The organism is Stappia sp. MMSF_3263, assembly GCF_030733745.1.
GTDB lineage: Bacteria > Pseudomonadota > Alphaproteobacteria > Rhizobiales > Stappiaceae > Stappia.
The window spans coordinates 15,407-32,215 of sequence record NZ_JASHIK010000013.1 but is presented as its reverse complement, the minus strand read 5'-3'; the positions used below and the strand labels follow the sequence as shown (position 1 = coordinate 32,215).

The 16,809-nt window shown below is 66.7% G+C and carries 12 protein-coding genes; 4 read left to right on the top strand and 8 right to left on the bottom strand.

Going from position 1 to position 16,809, the window contains the following annotated elements; all coding sequences use genetic code 11:
* Nucleotides 1–414: 414 nt before the first annotated feature.
* Together RBB46_RS14775 and RBB46_RS14770 are read right to left on the bottom strand one after the other, a co-directional pair.
* A complete protein-coding gene (locus RBB46_RS14775; RefSeq protein ID WP_306029784.1) occupies nt 415–3,672 on the bottom strand; it encodes an efflux RND transporter permease subunit in 3,258 nt (1,085 codons plus the stop codon).
* Nucleotides 3,669–4,856, bottom strand: a complete 1,188-nt coding sequence (locus RBB46_RS14770; protein ID WP_306029783.1) for an efflux RND transporter periplasmic adaptor subunit — start codon at nt 4,854–4,856, stop codon at nt 3,669–3,671. The genes RBB46_RS14775 and RBB46_RS14770 overlap by 4 nt, the downstream gene beginning before the upstream one ends.
* Nucleotides 4,857–5,264: 408 nt before the next feature.
* Between RBB46_RS14770 and RBB46_RS14765 the strand changes: the two genes are divergently transcribed.
* Nucleotides 5,265–5,975, top strand: coding sequence for a TetR/AcrR family transcriptional regulator (locus RBB46_RS14765; protein ID WP_306029782.1), 711 nt, complete (start codon nt 5,265–5,267; stop codon nt 5,973–5,975).
* On the opposite strand, the gene RBB46_RS14760 is transcribed toward RBB46_RS14765, so the two are convergent.
* Entirely contained in the window at nt 5,972–7,087 is a 1,116-nt protein-coding gene (locus RBB46_RS14760; protein ID WP_306029781.1) for a TRAP transporter substrate-binding protein, read from the bottom strand. The two genes, RBB46_RS14765 and RBB46_RS14760, sit on opposite strands and share 4 nt — an antisense overlap.
* Before the next feature lie 356 nt (nt 7,088–7,443).
* Here RBB46_RS14760 and RBB46_RS14755 point away from each other — a divergent pair, with 356 nt between their 5' ends.
* Entirely contained in the window at nt 7,444–7,680 is a 237-nt protein-coding gene (locus tag RBB46_RS14755; RefSeq protein WP_306029780.1) for an Lrp/AsnC ligand binding domain-containing protein, read from the top strand.
* Between the two features lie 35 nt (nt 7,681–7,715).
* On the opposite strand, the gene RBB46_RS14750 is transcribed toward RBB46_RS14755, so the two are convergent.
* Complete coding sequence (locus RBB46_RS14750; protein WP_306029779.1) at nt 7,716–8,246, bottom strand: winged helix-turn-helix transcriptional regulator; 531 nt, start codon at nt 8,244–8,246, stop codon at nt 7,716–7,718.
* Between the two features lie 51 nt (nt 8,247–8,297).
* Here RBB46_RS14750 and RBB46_RS14745 point away from each other — a divergent pair, with 51 nt between their 5' ends.
* On the top strand, nt 8,298–8,678 hold the full coding sequence (locus tag RBB46_RS14745; protein WP_306029778.1) for a VOC family protein: 381 nt from the start codon (nt 8,298–8,300) through the stop codon (nt 8,676–8,678).
* 199 nt (nt 8,679–8,877) lie between these two features.
* On the opposite strand, the gene RBB46_RS14740 is transcribed toward RBB46_RS14745, so the two are convergent.
* Nucleotides 8,878–9,915, bottom strand: a complete 1,038-nt coding sequence (locus RBB46_RS14740; protein ID WP_306029777.1) for a DMT family transporter — start codon at nt 9,913–9,915, stop codon at nt 8,878–8,880.
* Between the two features lie 199 nt (nt 9,916–10,114).
* Entirely contained in the window at nt 10,115–12,418 is a 2,304-nt protein-coding gene (locus tag RBB46_RS14735; RefSeq protein ID WP_306029776.1) for a xanthine dehydrogenase family protein molybdopterin-binding subunit, read from the bottom strand.
* A gap of 606 nt (nt 12,419–13,024) precedes the next feature.
* Between RBB46_RS14735 and RBB46_RS14730 the strand changes: the two genes are divergently transcribed.
* The gene (locus RBB46_RS14730; RefSeq protein WP_306029775.1) at nt 13,025–14,050 is read left to right on the top strand and encodes a DMT family transporter; all 1,026 of its coding nucleotides are present in this window, start codon (nt 13,025–13,027) and stop codon (nt 14,048–14,050) included.
* A 30-nt stretch (nt 14,051–14,080) separates the two neighbouring features.
* Here RBB46_RS14730 and RBB46_RS14725 read toward each other — a convergent pair whose 3' ends face one another.
* On the bottom strand, nt 14,081–14,950 hold the full coding sequence (locus tag RBB46_RS14725) for a helix-turn-helix transcriptional regulator (protein ID WP_306029774.1): 870 nt from the start codon (nt 14,948–14,950) through the stop codon (nt 14,081–14,083).
* A 128-nt stretch (nt 14,951–15,078) separates the two neighbouring features.
* Nucleotides 15,079–16,734, bottom strand: a complete 1,656-nt coding sequence (locus RBB46_RS14720) for a long-chain fatty acid--CoA ligase (protein WP_306029773.1) — start codon at nt 16,732–16,734, stop codon at nt 15,079–15,081.
* Nucleotides 16,735–16,809: the final 75 nt, after the last annotated feature.

The window sequence follows — 16,809 nt, the reverse complement described above, 5'->3', positions numbered from 1 at the left end:
CTTTCCGCGAGGCGATTGCCCCATCCCTCGCGGTCATTTCGACAAGGATGATCAAGTTGGTTCCGCTTCGCAATCGCGATGGAGACAGCAGAATGCGCAGGCCTCCCGGCGAAAATCCGTCGAAACCGCGCTTCCGTAGCGCCAACCTTCCCCTAGGGAATGTCCAAGCAACGGTTAAATCAGGACGTTTGACGACATTTTTGTAACGCCCTGCGCAGTCGCCGCGCAGATGCACAAAAAATATGCAAATCGCGAGAAGGGCGCAGGGCGCTTCGTTTCCAAAACAACTGTGGCGAATTTATCACTCAGGGCGGGTCGAAAGGGCGGCGTTCTCACGGCGCGGCGTTCCGCTTCCCGAAACGGTTCGGGATTCGAGCGGACCGGGGAAAGGGCGGCGACGGAACGACGGGGGCGTCATTCCGCCGCCTGAGGCAGAGCCGGCGCGGGGTCCGTTGCACTCTCTGCCTTGTCGGACGGGTCCTTGCGGGACACGACACCGCCGGAAGGAACGGTCTTCGCCGGAGCCGTATCGGACGCTGTTCCACCGGCCTGGCCTTCCTCCTCCGGCGCATTGCCCGCACGCGCGGCAAGCACCTGCGCCTCGGTGCGATCGAGGCGGCGCCGGAACCAGAGCGCATAGAGCGCCGGCAGGAAGATCAGCGTCAGCACGGTGGCGACCGTCAGGCCGCCGATCATCGCGATCGCCATCGGCCCCCAGAAGATGCTGAAGGTCAGCGGGATGAAGGCCAGCACGGCGGCAAGCGCGGTGAGGATCACCGGCCGCGCGCGGCGCACGGTGGACTCAACGATGGCCTGACGCATGGTCGCCCCCGCCTCCAGGTCGTGCTCGATCTGGTCAGCCAGGATCAGCGTGTTGCGCATCACCATGCCGCCCAGCGCGATGACGCCGAGAATGGCGACGAAACCGAACGGCGCGTCCGTGACAAGCAGCGCCGCGACCGCCCCCACCAGCCCCAGCGGGAAGGTGAGGAAGACCAGCGCCATCTTCGAGAAGGACTGCATCTGCAGCATGATGAGGACGGCCATGGCCAGCAGCATCAGGGGGAACACCGCGGCGAGCGCCGTGTTTGCCTTGGCTGATTCCTCCGCCGCGCCGCCCGCGTCGATCCGGTAGCCGGGTGGCAGGCCGGCCGCGATTTCCTGCATAACCGGCGTGAGCGCGGCGGTGACATCCGGCGCCTGAAGGCCCGGCGCCACGTCGGCGCGCACGGTAAGAACGGTCTCGCGGTTGCGCCGCCACAGGATCGGATCCTCGGACGTGTATTCGACACGCGCGACCTGGGAGACCGGGATAGCCCGCCCGTCGCGCACCTGCAGCACCAGGTCGGAGATGTCGCCGATCGCGGCGCGTTCGCTTTCCGCCGCCCTGACGACGACACCGACGGCATGGCGCCCCTCGCGCAACGAGGTGACCTCGTAGCCGGCCAGGAGCGTCTGCAGCGAACGGCCGATCTCGCTGGTCGACAGGCCGAGCGCGCGGGCCCGTTCCTGGTCGACCTCGAGGCGGACGCTCTTCACCTTCTCGCCCCATTGCAGCTCGGTGTTGCGCGTGTCGGGGCTCGCCCGCATCGCGTCGCGCACCTCTTCCGCGATGCCGCGCACCACGTCGAGATCCGGGCCGACCACGCGGAACTGCACCGGATAGCCGACCGGGGGCCCGAGCTCGAGCTTGTTGGCCCGCCCGCGAACGGCCCCTTCGGTGGCGGCGAAGCGCGCCTGCAACTGGTCGACCAGTGCGTCGGCATGCTCGCCGCCCTTGGACTGAACCAGCAGAAGGGCATAGCCCGGATTGGGCAGCGCCGGGTTGTAGGCAAGGAAAAAGCGCGGCGCACCGGCACCGATATAGGTGGTGAAATAGTCGACGTCCTGGCTGTCGGCAAGGAGCGCCTCGATCTCCCGCGTCGCGCGCTCGGTGGCGGCGAAGGAGGCCCCTTCCGGCCCCTTCAACTCGACCAGCACTTCCGGGCGCGAGGAATTGGGGAAGAACTGCTTCTTGACGTGTCCCATGCCGTAGCCGGCAAGGACGAGCAGCCCGATCGTGGCCAGAACCACCGGCAGACGGAAGCGCACCGCGCCCGTGACCATGCGGCGCAGGCGGTTGTAGGAGGGCGTGCGATAGATCGCGTCCTCGTCGACGTCGCCCCGCGCTGCGGCGTGACGCTCCAGCGAGCGCGGCAGAAGCTTGAGCCCGAGATAGGGCGTGAAGACCACCGCCACGACCCAGGAGACCAGCAGCGCCGTGGTCACCACCCAGAAGATGCCGCCCGCATATTCGCCGGCCGAGGACTTGGCGAAGCCCACGGGCAGGAAGCCCGCAGCCGTCACCAGCGTGCCGGTCAGCATCGGAAAGGCGGTCGATTCCCAGGCGAAGGTCGCCGCGCGGACCCGGTCCCAGCCCTGCTCGATCTTCACCACCATCATCTCGATGGCGATGATCGCGTCATCGACCAGGAGCCCCAGCGACAGGATCAGCGCGCCCAGCGAAATACGCTCCAGGTCGATGCCCATCAGCATCATGAAGACGAAGGTCGCGGCCAGTGTCAGCGGCACCGACAGCGCCACGATGATGCCGGTGCGAAAGCCGAGCGAAACGAAGGAGACAAGCAGCACGATGGAGATCGCGGCGACGAACTTCAGCAGGAACTCGCCAACCGCCTCCTCGACCACGTCCGGCTGGTTGGAGACCTCATGCAACTCGGCGCCGAGCGGCAGCCGGGCGCGGACCTCGGCCGCCTTGTCATGCAACAGCTCGCCCAGTTCCAGCACGTTGCCGCCATCGGCCATGGCAACGCCGAGAAGGATCGCGTTCTCGCCATTGTAGCGTGTCACGTAGGACCGCGGATCGGAAACGCCGCGGCTGACGGTGGCTATATCGCCAAGCCGAAACGTGCGCCCGTCCGCCTCGACCGGCACCGAGGCCACCGCCTCGACCCCCTTGAGGCTGCCGGTCACGCGCACCTGCACGGTCTCGCTCGGCGTGTCGACCGAACCGGACGGGACAACCGCATTCTGCGCGGCCAGCGCATCGAAGATGGCGCTGGCCGGGATGCCGAGCGTCGCCAGCTTGGCATAGGAAATATCCACGTGGATCTTCTGGTCCTGCTCGCCGAAGAGCTGGACCTTCTCCACCCCGGGAACGGAGAGGAAGGACTGACGCGCCATTTCGGCGAGATCCGAAAGCTCCGACCAGGTGGCATCCGGCGCGCTCAGCGCATGCACCTGGACGTAGACGTCCGCGTATTCGTCGTTGAAGAAGGGGCCGACAACGCCAGCCGGCAGGTCGGCGGAAATGTCCCCGACCTTCTTGCGGGCCTGGTACCACAGGTCCTCGACCTCGCCCGGCGGGGTGGCGTCCTCCAGGACGATCTGCGTCGCCATGAAGCCGGGACGGGTATAGGTCTCCAGCCGCGCCAGCCAGGGCAGCGTCTGCAGCCGCGTCTCGACCCGGTCGGCGACCTGATCCTGCATCTCGGCCGCGCTCGCGCCCGGCCACACGGCGGTGACCACCATCACCTTGACGGTAAAGGCGGGATCCTCGTTCCGGCCCAGATTGCTGTAGGCAAAGATGCCGGCGGCGGCCGTGACGAAGATGAAGAACAGGACCAGCGTCTGGTGGCGGATTGCCCAGGCGGACAGGTTGAAGCCGCTCATCGCAGGGCTCCCACGCGAACCGGGCCGGCCGTGTCGCGCGCGACCACCCTGAGCAGCAGACCCGGGTCAAGCCGGTGCGCTCCCATGCTCACCACATGCTCGCCCGTCGCGATCCCGCCCGAGACGATCGCCCGCTCGGCCTCGATCCGGCGGACGGTGACGGGGACCGGCTCGACCCTTTCCGCTCCCGGTTCCGCATGCCAGACATTGGCCTGGCTGCCGTCATACCAGACCGCAGCAAGCGGCACCGCGACATCGCCCTTGTCCGCGGCCCGATCCAGATGCACCGTCGCGGTCATGCCAAGACGGGCATCGACGCCTGGATCCAGGATGGAGAAACGCGCGGTGAAACTGCGCGCAGCCGCATCGGCAACGGGCGACATTTCGCGCAAGGTGGCCCGGAAGGAGCGGTCGGGCTCGGCCCACAAGGTAATGCGCGGCGTCGCGCCGGACACGGCGGCGACCTGCGCCTCGGGAATGGCGACCTCGACCTCGCGCTCCGCATCGCGGGCGATGCGCAGCACCGGCTGGCCCGCCGTGACGACCTCGCCCGGCTCCGCCAGGACAGCGGTCACGACGCCTTCGGCATCCGCCTCCAGGCGGGCATAGGCAAGCTGGTTGGCGGCGAGGATGCGCTGCTCGACGGCCGCCTTGAGAGATGCGGCCGCGGCATCGTCCGAGGCAACGGCCTGATCGAGCGCCGCCTGGCTGACATGCCCCTTTTCCTTCAGTGCCGCGATCCGCAGGCGGTCTTCCGCGGCACGGCGGGACTGTGCCCGCGCCGCCCGCTCTTCCGCCTCGCGCGCTCTCAGCGCCGCCTCCAGATCCGAGGCATCGAGCACGGCAATGACGTCGCCGGGCTTCACCCGGTCGCCGACATCGGCGCCGCGTTCGGAAATCTTGCCTCCCACCCGGAAGGCGATGGGTGCGTCACTGCGCGCGCGGATGATGCCCGTCAGCGAAATCGTGCGCCCGCCCGCCGGCGCCGCCGGCTCGACCCACACCGTGCGCGCCGGCTTGGCCACGTCCTCCTCGACGGCCGCCTCCGGCTGGCATGCGGCGGCGACAGCGCCAAGCGCGACAACGCCTGCAAGGCGCAAAAGAGGCACGCGGCGAAGGCGAGCGCCCGGAATATCTGGCCGGATCAAGTCGACGAGGCTGGAAAATGCGGGGAAACGGCTCATCTCATCTTTTCTCCGGTCAGGTATTCCGGTCGTTCAGGGCATGTGGAGCGCGGCGCTCCCGGACAGGCAGCGGATGGTTGCCCGGACGGATCACCAACGGCCGCCGGATTGCGGCGACCGCCCGGCACGAATATGGATATTAAATGACGATTGTCAACAAACGTCAGAGAACATATATCATACAGAAGAGCGGGACGATCCGCCGGATGCCCTTCGCGCGCGGCTGTCCGCCATCCACAGCCTGACCGCAGATGAAGGGACAAGTTGACGCAACCGCCGGCTCCTCCCATTGTTGGTGTGAACCGGCCCACGCGAGGCGCGCCCGGCAAGCGGGCAACCCGTGCGGCACTGCCGTCGTTCCCATCGATCGCGGCGTACCGAAGAAACAGAAAACCGGATCAGTGCATGATGAGTGACGTGCTTGAGAGCGAAGAGACACTGGCGGCGACCCGGGACGGGACGACGAGCGCAGCCGCGCATGACATGCGCCGGCGGATCGTCGAGAAGGCCAGCGAGCTTTTTCACCACTACGGCTACCAGAAGACCACGGTCGCCGACATCGCCCGGGAACTGGGCATGTCGCCGGCCAATGTCTACCGCTTCTTCGCTTCGAAAGCGGAGCTGACCAAGGCCGTCACGCTGCTGGTCACCGGCGGTTTGCGCGAGGCAATGGAAAAGGGCATGGAGACGGCCGAGGGCAGTTCGGCCGACCGGCTGCGCCAGATGGTCCGCCAGCATTTCCACCACACCCGCGACAGCTACACAGCGGACCGCAAGATCCACGACCTGCTCGAAGCCGCGATGGAGGAGGCCTGGGACGAGATCGAGGTCCACAAGGCCGAGATGCGGAGCTCGTTCGCCCGACTGATCCGCGAGGGAATCGACAAGGGCGAGTTCGCCGACCAGGACGCGAACACGGCGGCGATGCTGTTCCAGCACTCGCTGGTGATGTTCTTTCACCCCGCGCTCGTGGCGCAGACCTGCCGCTGCCTGCCCGAGGGGCACCAGGACCTGATGTTCGATCCGATGGTGGATTTCGCCCTCGCCGCGCTGCGCGACGGCCGGTTCCGCGAACTGCCGCCGGAACTCAGGGGCCCCGGACCGGCAAAACCCCTTTAGGACAAGCGGCGGCGCTCGAGAAACAAGCGCTCGGACGCATCGCTCCACAGGGCCAGCCTTGCGAGCGCGCGGACATAGCTCTTGTAGATCTCGCGATCGAGATCCCCGCCGGCGGCAAGACCGGCGACCACATCGTTCGACGTGTCGCGCAGCGCGCTCGTGATCTCGGTCGGATAGACCTTGAGCTCGACGCCGTCCTCGGCGACCAGCTGGCGCATCGCTTCCGCGTTTTTCCAGGCGCTTTCCGACATGCCGTGCAGTGTTTCCATCCGGCAGGCGGCGGCGATGATCGCGCGAAGATCGTCGGGCAATCCCTCATAGGCGACCCGGTTGACCAGTGCCTCGGTGGTGCCGTTCGGCTCGTGGAAGCCGGGCGTGTAGCAGAGCTTGCTGACCGTCTGGAAACCCATCGCCCGGTCGCTCTCCGGTCCCAGGAACTCGGCCGCGTCGATCAGCCCGCTCTTCAGCGCCGGCACCAGCTCGGCCGGCGGCAGGGAAACCGGGGTCGCCCCGAGCCGCCGCATGACCTCGCCGCCAAGGCCCGGCATGCGAACGCGCAGGCCCTTGAGGTCGTCGAGCGTCTGCACCGGTTTCATGAACCAGCCGCCAAGCTGGCCGCCGCCATTGCCGCCGGGAAACGGCTTGACCGCGAAGGGCGCGTAGAGCCGGTCCCACAGGGCCTGGCCGCCGCCCTGCTCGATCCAGGTCACATGCTCGTGCGGCAGGAAGCCGAAGGGAACCGTGGCGAAGAAGACCGCCGCCGGCAGCCGGTCCTGCCAGAACGTGGCGGAGGCATGGCCCATCTGCGCCGTACCGGCGGAGACGGCGTCGAACACCTCGCTGCCGGGCACCAGCCCGCCGGCGGGAAACAGGCGCACCCGCATCCGGCCGCCGCTCAGCAAGGCGATGGCATCGCAGATGCGCTGCGCCGCCTGGCCGGGGCCGGGAAGATCGGCCGGCCAGGCGGTGGCCATCTTCCATTCGATCGTCGGTTGCGCGAGCGCCGGCGTGGCCAGACCGCCAGCCAGCCCGACCCCGGCAAGGCCGAGCGCGCCACGTCGCGTCACCGTGAAGGACGGCGCGGGGTGTGTAGGGGACGTCGGGCGGGTCATGGGGCCATGTCTTCGGTTCGGTATTCGTCCTTGGCCGGCTGCGCCGTGCCGGGTGCCTGCCAACGGATGCCGGTGCACTGTCTCGTCGACCGGACCGGCCTGCCCGGACGCGGGATCCGAACATGCACCGCGGCAGGGATACTCAACGGTTTCATGGCAGACTCCGACACCCGCCGCAACTTCGCAAGCCCGGAACGTTCAAGTTTTCGGGTTCCGCGACGCTTCCACCCGGCCGTTTCATGCCTTGCCGGGGGGTGCTGCCGCCAACGGGCGAGGTTCCCCTTGCCCCGCACCAAGACATCCGCTTCACTGTCGGGCGACTCGCGGCACCCGCCGCCCCGGCTCCGGAGACTGAAATGGTTCCGTTTTTCGTGATGATCAAGTGCCACCTGGGCAAGGCCTACCAGGTCGCCAACGCCATCGCCGACGCCGAGATCGCCTCCGAGATCTACTCAACGGCCGGCGACTACGACCTCCTGGTCAAGGTCTATGTCGACGACGACGCCGATATCGGCCACTTCGTCAACGAGAAGCTGCATCCCTTCGACGGCATTCTCGACACCAAGACGATCATCACCTTCAAGGCGTTCTAGGGTGCGTTCCGATAAACGAGGAGCGGCCGGTTCTTCTAGATGAAGTTGATTTCAGGCGCAGTGACCTGACTTATCAGTCCGCCGGTGTTCACCGCACTGTAGATGGACCTTGGCGGGCGGGCGGCTCCGTCAACGCTGCGGCGCACCCAGCTTCTTGCTTCCATTGATTTCAACGACTGCGACAGGGCCCGGTCCGTTATGGACGGCAGGCTTCGCTTGATCTCGTTGAAATGGCTTGGCGTGCGCAGCGACGTCAGCACCGGCAAGGTCCAGGATCGGCGCAGCAACCGCCAGTCTTCCTCCGTGGAGACAGAGCGGACCCGGTTGGCGATGACAGCGGCAGCACCTCCCATCTGTGTGAGCCGGAATTCCGGGCGCAGCGGATGACCGTAACCGGGGTTGCGTTCAACCAATCCCATTTCGATCAAGTGATCCATGCTTTGCGCGAAGGCGGTCCGGCTTGCGCCGGTCGCGGCCAGGAGCGGCGCCTGCCGCCCGGCGACACCCGAATGCAGGCTCGACAATATGGGCAAGGCCCAGGCCCTTGAAGTGATGTTGACAAGCATCCCTATGTCCATAAAATATAGTTAGTATATTTTGAATCATGAGGAAAGCCCATGTCACTCATTTCGGTAGATCAAACCATCACCATCGCAATGTCGGTCAAGGACCGCCATGCGAGCGCGAAGTGGTACGAAACCATGTTGGGATTTGAGGTGCTCTATCACGCAGACGAGGCTGGCTGGTCCGAGCTTCGGACGAACACGCCCGGCGTCGCGATCGGCCTTGGCGAGCACACCAGGCCCGCGCCGGGCAACTGCGTGCCGGTCTTCGGCATCGCCGACCTGGATTCCGCGCGGCGGAAACTGGAAGAGGCCAAGGTCAGGTTCGATGGCGAAACGGATGTCGTCGAGGGCATGGTCAAGACCGCGACATTCTACGATCCCGACGGCAACGCGCTGATGCTTGCAGAGGATTTGACCGGAGAAGCTGCATAAGACGCAGGCTTCTTATGGCCCCACCGGTGTGTGCTTCCGGCGGGCACGGCCTCAGCGGAACCTTTCCAGGACGTCACGGCCGGGTTTCGGCAAGGTCCATCGCCGATACGGGGGCGTTGCATCTCAAATTGTCTGGCGGAGATGTCGCCTCGACCTCAAATCGAACGCTTCCGCTTGGGTCGTCCGCCAGACGCCGCGATCACACCTTGGATGGCGTCACCGTGCGCCGCTCCTTGGAGCGGTCGAGGCCGAGCTGTCGCTCGCGGTAGATGACGAAGACGCCCGCGCCGATGACGATCACCGCGCCCAGAACCACCTCCCCGGTCGGGATCTCGGAAAACACCAGCCAGCCGACAATCACCGTCCAGATCATCGTCGTGTACTCGAACGGCGCGATGGTCGAGGCATCGGCATAGCGGTAGCTCTGGGTCAGCAGGATCTGGCCGACGCCGCCGAGCAGCCCGATGAGCACCAGGATCACCGCATCGCCCGTGTCCGGCACGACCCAGCCGAAGGGCGCGGTCATCAGCGCGAAGAGCGAGGTGACGGCGGCGAACCACACGACGATGGTCGAGGTCCGCTCCGTGCTGGTCAGCCGGCGCACGGTGATCATGGCGAGCGCCATGAACACGGCCGCGGCGAAGGCGAGCATGGCGCCTTCCGAAGCCTCCTCGCTCAGCACCGCCCCGCCCAGATGCGGCGACAGGATGATGAGGATGCCGAAAAACCCGACGACCACCGCGCTCCAGCGGTAGGCACGCACCTTCTCGCGCAGGATGATCGCGGCAAGCGCCACGGTGATCAGCGGCGCGGAGAAGCTGATGGCGGTCGCATCCGGCAGCGGCAGGCGCGCCAGCGCGCCGAACCACATGGCCATCGCCGAGCCGCCGACGATCGCCCGGCTGACATGCCCCCACGGGCGGCTGGTGGTGAAGGCGACCGCGAGCTGCCCCTGCCAGGCGACCATGACAAGGACCGGGATCATGCCGAAGAAGGAGCGGGCGAAGATCAGCTCGCCGACCGGATAACGGCCGTCGAGGACCTTCACCATCGCGACCATGCCGGTGAAGATCAGCGCCGAAGTCACCTTCAGGCCAATGCCCAGACGCGGATTGTAGGCGTTCAGTTCGCGCGCGGGCGGGGCGACGGGCGGTTCTTGCGAACGCGTCGAACCTGCCGGGACGTCGCCGGGATTGTCGCCAGGAACTTCATTGGGGTCGGAACGGTCAAGAGGCATGCCGGCAAGGATCCACGACTGGCTCCAGCGACGCTGGGCATGTGCCTGAACCCGCCGGTTTGGAACGACTTTCCGTATTTATATGATGAATCGCAAGGGGCTTTCCCGCGCAAAACGCAAGGCACCCCCGCGCCTGCCACATGACCTAGCGTAAGACCGGCAGGCCAGCGGCGCGGAACCCCGCCGGCCTGCCCCGGTTTCAGTTGCGCGCGGCGGCGATCGCGTCCCACACCCGCGACGGCGTCGCCGGCATCTCGATCTGCGGCACGCCGGCACCACGACGCAGCGCATCGTTGACCGCGTTCATGACCGCCGGCGCCGCCCCGATCGTGCCGGCCTCGCCCGCGCCCTTGATGCCGAGCGCGTTGGTGGTCGAGGGCACGTTGCGCGTCTCGAAGCGGATGTCGGGAATGTCGGCGGCGCGCGGCATCCGGTAGTCGAGGAAGGACGCCGTCAGGAGCTGGCCGTCGCCGTCATAGACGGTGTGCTCCATCAGGGCCTGGCCGATTGCCTGGACGACGCCGCCATGCACCTGGCCGGCGAGCAGCATCGGGTTCACTGTCACCCCGAAGTCGTCGACGATGAGATAGCCGACAAGCTCGATGTCGCCGGTCTCCGGATCGACCTCCAGCTCGCAGACATGGGTGCCGTTGGGATAGGTCGCCTCGGCCTGCTTCACCTCCTCGCGGCCCGAAAGGGGCTCGGGCGCCGTCGCCGCGATCTCGGCCAGAGTGATCGCCCGGTCGGTGCCAACGACCCGCACGGACCCTTCCGCCAGTTCCAGATCCTCGACACCGGCCTCCAGCTTGTCGGCGGCCAGGTCCTTGACCTTCTTCACCAGGGCCTTGGAGGCTTCCAGGACGGATGGCAGGCCGATCGGGATCGAACGCGAGCCGCCCGTGCCGCCCCCCTTGCGCACCCGGTCGGTGTCGCCCTGGATCATGGTGATCCGGTCGAGATCGACGCCGAACTGCTCGGCGATGATCTGGCCATAGGCCGTGGCGTGTCCCTGGCCGTTGGTCTGGGTGCCGATCAGCAGCGTCAGCGAGCCGTCGCCGCCAAGCTCCACCGTCGCCTCCTCGGAGCCGGCAAAGGCGCAGGCCTCGATATAGGTCGCCATGCCGATGCCGCGATATTTTCCCTGCTCCGCCGACGCCACCGCGCGGGCCTCGAACCCGTCCCAGTCGGCCTCGGCCAGCGCCTTGTCCATATGCGCGGCAAACTCGCCGGTGTCGTACATGCGGCCCGTGTGGGTGGTGTAGGGAAGCTGCTCCGGGCGGATGAAATTGCGCCGCCGGATCTCGGCCGGGGCAAGGTCCATGTCCGCCGCCGCCTTGTCGACGAGGCGCTCCAGAAGATAGGCCGCTTCCGGGCGTCCGGCGCCGCGATAGGCGTCCGTCGGGACGGTGTTGGTGAAGACGCCCTTCATCGCCGCGTGCATGGCCGGGATGTCGTAAAGGCCGGTCGTCATCGACAGGCCGAGGAAGGGAATGAACGGCCCGTACTGGTGCAGGTAGGCCCCCATCGCGGCAATCAGGTCGACCCGCATCGCGAGAAACCGTCCGTCCGCATCGAGCGCCATCTCGGCGACCGCGAGATTGTCGCGGCCATGCGCATCGGCGAGGAAGTGCTCGGTGCGATCGCAGATCCACTTCACCGGCCGTCCCAGCCGCTCGGCGGCAACCAGGCAGACGGGATATTCGGGATAGACGAAGTTCTTGGTGCCAAAACCGCCGCCGACATCCGGCGTGACGACGCGCAGGCGATCCTTCTCGATGCGAAGAATGTCGCCGGCGATGATGTCGCGCATGCCGTGGCCGCCCTGGGTGCCGGCGGTCAGCGTGTAGCGCCCCGTCTGCGGATCGAACTCGGCGATACAGCCGCGCGGCTCCATGTAGTTGCACACGAGCCGGTTGTTGACGATCTCGATGCGGGTGACGTGATGGGCCGTGTCGAAGGCGGCGGCGGTCGCGGCCGCGTCGCCGATCTCGTAGTTGAAGGCGACGTTGGTGCCCGTTTCCGGCCACACGAGCGGCGCGCCGGGATTCAAGGCGTCCCCGGTCTCGACCACCGCATCGAGCGGCTCGTAGTCGATCTCGATGAGTTCGGCCGCCGACTTTGCATTGGCCAGCGTGTCGGCGACGACGAGTACCACCGGTTCGCCCACATGGCGGACCGTGTCGGTGGCCAGCACCGGGCGCGGCGGCACCGCATGGCGGGTGCCGTCGGTCTGGGTCAGCACCACCTTGGTGGGCATCAGTCCGAGGTCGGGAATATCGGCCGCGCTCATCACCATGACCACGCCGGGCGCCGCGCGGGCATCGTCAAGCGGCCCCAGCACGATGCGGGCATGCGCCATGGAGGAGCGCAGGACGAAAGCCCGCAAGGCCCCCTCCGGCGCAAGATCGTCGGTATAGCGGCCGTTGCCGGTGACAAGCGCGTCGTCTTCCTTGCGGCGGACGGGCGCACCCATCCCGAACTTGGCGTGAACCGTCTCGTTCATTGAAAATGCCTCGTTGCTACGGCCGGGCCGGGCCCGGAAATCGCTGCGGTGAATGTGAAAATCGTTGCGTGCGACATGTCGCGCGAACCGGGAGGGTCAAGGGCGAACCGTCCAGGCATGGAGGATCCCGGCCGGAGCGGACCGGCGGCGGAGCCGCCAGCCAAGCGTTGACCGCAACTGTAACGGCAATCGGCGCCTTTCGCCAAGTGCCTCGAAACGGCGGTTGAAAGCGTATGCAGCACGCCCCTTTCGCCTAGGGTCAGGACCCGTTAAATTGACGAAAATGGCGTTCGATATGACAAGAGATGCCAGGAAAAGCTCGAAGAGCGGGGTTGGCGCCCCGGTCGAGAGCTTTGACGCCGCTGATCGCCGTCAGATCGGACGTCCTTCGGATCGGGCGAATTTGCACGGGCGTCAGCGTCGCAAGACCTTGAAAGGCTTCAGCCTTCCTGCGGTCTTGCTTCTCGCATCCGCACAAATTCGCTCCGACCATGTCCGCCAATTCAATGGGCCCTGCCCCTAGCCCGCGAGGCGCGCTATGCTTGCCGCCTCGCCTCGACGGGTTCAACCCCGCCTCCCATCGCACCGGCACGGATCGGCCCGCCCATGTCCGCAAACCAAGAGCGCCCCGACCCCGGCGACAACGGCAAGAGGAGACAGGCGCCTGCCGCAAGGCCTTCGGGGCGACACGGGCTGGCGGACCGCTACCGCGATGCCGGCGACCGGCTCTCGCTTCTGCCCGGCAATGTGCGCGGCATTCTCTGGATGCTGGTTGCCGGCCTGTTCTTCACCTTCATGGTGACCCTGATCAAGCTGCTCGGCGAACGGCTTCACGTCGCCGAGATCATCTTCATCCGGCAGATGGTGATGGCGACGATCGTCGCCCCGACGATCATCTACGGCCTGCCGGGATCGCTGAAGACCAGCCGGCCCCACCTGCATGTCATCCGGGTGAGCTGCGCCTCGGTGGCGATGCTCACCGGCTTCACCGCCGTCGTCCACCTGCCGCTTGCCGACGCCACCGCGATCGGCTTTTCCAAGACGTTTTTCCTGACGATCTTCGCGATCCTGTTTCTCGGCGAGACCGTCGGCAGGCATCGCTGGACGGCAACGGCGGTCGGTTTTCTCGGCGTGATCGTCATCCTCCAGCCGGGCGGCGACAGCGGCTTCAACATCTACGCGGCGATGGCGGTTGGAGGCGCGGCGGCGGCGGCCGTCGTCATGATCATCATCCGCAAGCTGTCCCAGGTGGAGAGGCCTGTGACGATCCTCACCTATCAGGCGGTCTTTGTCGGCCTGATCATGCTGCCCATCGCGCTCTATTACTGGGTGACGCCGACCCTTGCCGAATGGGGCCTTCTGATGGTCGTCGGGCTGGTGTCCTGGGCCGGGCAGATGTGCAACATCCGCGCCTTCCGCGCCGGCGAGGCCTCTGCCCTGGCAGCGCTCGACTATGCAAGGCTTCTCTATGCGACGGTGATCGGCTTCCTGGTCTTCGGCGACCTGCCGGCACTGGCGACCTATGCGGGCGCCGCACTGATCGTGGCCGGCGCGCTCTACACGGTGTGGCGCGAGAACCGGCTCGGGCGCCAGGTCACGGCACGCAGCGGCGTACGTGCCGACCCGCCATAGGCGCAGCCCCCGGGGGGGGTGGGGGCGACCTCAGCTGCCGTTGAACTGCGGGGTCAGGATCCCGTCCACCCGATAGCCGCCAAGCGAGGCGGCCATGGCGGCAAAAGCCGGGGAGCGGGTGAAGGCGACCAGCGCCTGGAACGGCGCCTCGAACCACTCGCGCCGGGCAACGAGCAGATCGAACCGTTCTTCGCACACGGGCACGAAATCCAGCTTGAACTGGCGAGCGGAGGCGGCAAGGCCGAAGGCGGCATCGGCGCTGCCGTCGAGCACGGCGAGTGCGGCCTCGCGTTCGTCGCGCGCAACAGGGCCGCCCTGCGGCACGGCAAGGCCCGCCTCGCCGAAAAGCCGCTCCAGCAGCAATTGCCCGCCGGCCTGAGCCTGCCGACGCACGATCCTCTTGCCGGCAAGATCCTGGAGGGCCGAGATCGAGGCGGGATTGCCCGGCGGCACGATGATGCCGCGGCTGCGCCAGGCCCATTCGACCAGGACGACGGGACGGAAGCGGAAACGCCGGGCAATCAGCTCCCTGTTCCAGCCCTCGTCCTCGACCACGTGCAGGCCGGCGGCGATCCCTTCCAGCCGGTCGAACCGGTCGAGCCCGTCGAGACTGCCGTCGAAGAACGTGGCGAGGCCCGACCCGGATTCGCGCAAGGCCCATTCCAGCAGCGGATCGTGGCTCCCCAGAACCACCTGCGGGCGCGCGGCCTCGTGGCCGGGCGCATCGCTGGCATTCTCGATCCAGGCCAGCACCACCTCGCGCGGGAACAGCAGCTTGCCGGTGGCGCGGCTGTGCGGAATCTCCCCGGCAGCAGCAAGGTCATAGATCTTGCGCTCCTTGACGCGGAGCAGGTCCGCCATTTCCTTGGTCGTCAGATAGGTCGGCGGTTCGGCCGTCATCGTGCCGGGAATCCTGTTTGCGGGCAGCTTGTTGCGGCGAAATAAAACGTGCATCCGACAATGCCAAGCCGCCGCCCGCACTTCAAGCGCGACGCGTCATCCGTCCCCCTGGGGGACGATGCCCAAGGTCAGGCCTCTTGCGCGCGTTTCGCGCTCTCCTCCTCGACCAGTTCCTTCTTCGAAAGCTTGCCGACCATGGTTTTCGGCAGGCTGTCGCGGAACTCCACCTCCTGGGGCAACTCGATTGGCGAAAGATGGTCCTTCAGGAAGGTGCGCAGGTCCTCCGCACTCAGGCTCTTGCCGGTCCGCAGCTTGACGAAGGCTTTCGGCGCCTGCCCCCGATAGGCGTCGGGAATGGCGATGACGATCGTCTCCTCGACACTGGGATGCTGATAGATCGCCTCCTCGATCACCCGCGGATAGACGTTGTAGCCCGAGCACAGGATCAGGTCCTTGATCCGGTCGACAAGGTAGACGAAGCCGTCCTTGTCGCGATAGCCGACATCGCCGGTGTGGAGCGCCCCGTTGCGGATGGTGCGCGCGGTCTCCTCGGGCCGGTTGTAGTAGCCCATCATGACTTGCGGACCGCGCACCACGAGCTCGCCCTTCTCGCCGTCCGGCATCAGCTTGCCGGGCTCCTCGATGTCGTGGAACTCCAGCGAGGTGCCGGGAAGGGCAAGGCCGATGGAGCCCGACCGGCGGTTCTCGTTGAGCGGGTTGCCGGTGACCACGGGCGAGGATTCGGTCAGCCCGTAACCTTCCACCAGCAGGCAGCCGGTCCGCCGCTCGAACTCCTCCTTGACCTCCACCGGCAACGGCGCGCCGCCGGAGAAGCACAGGCGGATGCTGGTCAGATCGTAGTTCTTGGTGATCTCGGCATTGTTGATCGCCGTGTAGATCGTCGGCACGCCGGGGAAGAGCGTGACCTTCTTGCGCTGGATCGTGTCGAGCAGCATCTTCAGCTCGAAACGCGGCATCAGCACCATTTCCGCGCCGATGGCGACCGAGAGGTTCTGCGCCACCGTCATCGCGAAGACGTGGAAGAAGGGCAGCACGCAGAGCTTCTTCTCCTCGCCCGGGCGGGCGGCGGAGAACAGCGTGCGCATCTGCTCCAGATTGGCGGCCAGATTGGTATGGGTGAGCATCGCCCCCTTGGGAACGCCCGTGGTGCCGCCGGTATATTGCAGCACGGCAATGTCCGTGTCGGGATTGATGTCCGCGACCCGCGGCGCGCCGCCGTGGCCGATCACCTCGCCGTAGCGGGGATGGGCGGCGTCATCCGGGATCCGCGCCCGCTCGCGTCCCTTGAACAGGGTGAACAGGAGCTTCTTGGGCTGCGGCAGGATGTCGGCCATCGGGCAGACGATGATCTTGTCGAGCGTGCCCTCGCGGCGAACCGCCTCGACCTTGTCGTAGATGATCCTGAGGTCGAGGGTCACCATGATCCGCGCGCCGGAATCTCGCGCCTGGAACGACAGTTCGCGCTCCACATAGAGCGGATTGAAGTTGACGATGACGCCGCCGATCTTCAGCACGGCGAAGTAGAAGATCGTGTAATAGGGCGTGTTGGGCAGGCACAGGCCGACCTTCTCGCCCTTGACGACCCCCATCGCCTGCAGGCCGGCGGCGGCCTTGTCGACCAGCGCGCCAAGCTCGGCATAGGTCCAGCCCTTGCCGAGAAAGTCGATCGCCGGACGGTGGCCGAACTGGCGCACCGTGTCGTCGAGATAGGTGTGGATGGGCTGCGGACGAAAAGCGGCAAGCCAAACCTGGGGTTCGCTCAAGGTGGTTCCTCCCGGACCGGATGTTCTTGGTCTCGCCGCCTCCTCCCCCGCAGGCGGCAGCGCCGGCTTGCGCGG

What these genes read in the sequence shown, in the direction of transcription:
- RBB46_RS14775 (WP_306029784.1), bottom strand. Translation starts at nt 3,672, where the DNA reads ATGAGCGGCTTCAACCTGTCCGCCTGGGCAATCCGCCACCAGACGCTG.
- RBB46_RS14770 (WP_306029783.1), bottom strand. Translation starts at nt 4,856, where the DNA reads ATGAGCCGTTTCCCCGCATTTTCCAGCCTCGTCGACTTGATCCGGCCA.
- RBB46_RS14765 (WP_306029782.1), top strand. Translation starts at nt 5,265, where the DNA reads ATGAGTGACGTGCTTGAGAGCGAAGAGACACTGGCGGCGACCCGGGAC.
- RBB46_RS14760 (WP_306029781.1), bottom strand. Translation starts at nt 7,087, where the DNA reads ATGACCCGCCCGACGTCCCCTACACACCCCGCGCCGTCCTTCACGGTG.
- RBB46_RS14755 (WP_306029780.1), top strand. Translation starts at nt 7,444, where the DNA reads ATGGTTCCGTTTTTCGTGATGATCAAGTGCCACCTGGGCAAGGCCTAC.
- RBB46_RS14750 (WP_306029779.1), bottom strand. Translation starts at nt 8,246, where the DNA reads ATGCTTGTCAACATCACTTCAAGGGCCTGGGCCTTGCCCATATTGTCG.
- RBB46_RS14745 (WP_306029778.1), top strand. Translation starts at nt 8,298, where the DNA reads ATGTCACTCATTTCGGTAGATCAAACCATCACCATCGCAATGTCGGTC.
- RBB46_RS14740 (WP_306029777.1), bottom strand. Translation starts at nt 9,915, where the DNA reads ATGCCTCTTGACCGTTCCGACCCCAATGAAGTTCCTGGCGACAATCCC.
- RBB46_RS14735 (WP_306029776.1), bottom strand. Translation starts at nt 12,418, where the DNA reads ATGAACGAGACGGTTCACGCCAAGTTCGGGATGGGTGCGCCCGTCCGC.
- RBB46_RS14730 (WP_306029775.1), top strand. Translation starts at nt 13,025, where the DNA reads ATGTCCGCAAACCAAGAGCGCCCCGACCCCGGCGACAACGGCAAGAGG.
- RBB46_RS14725 (WP_306029774.1), bottom strand. Translation starts at nt 14,950, where the DNA reads ATGACGGCCGAACCGCCGACCTATCTGACGACCAAGGAAATGGCGGAC.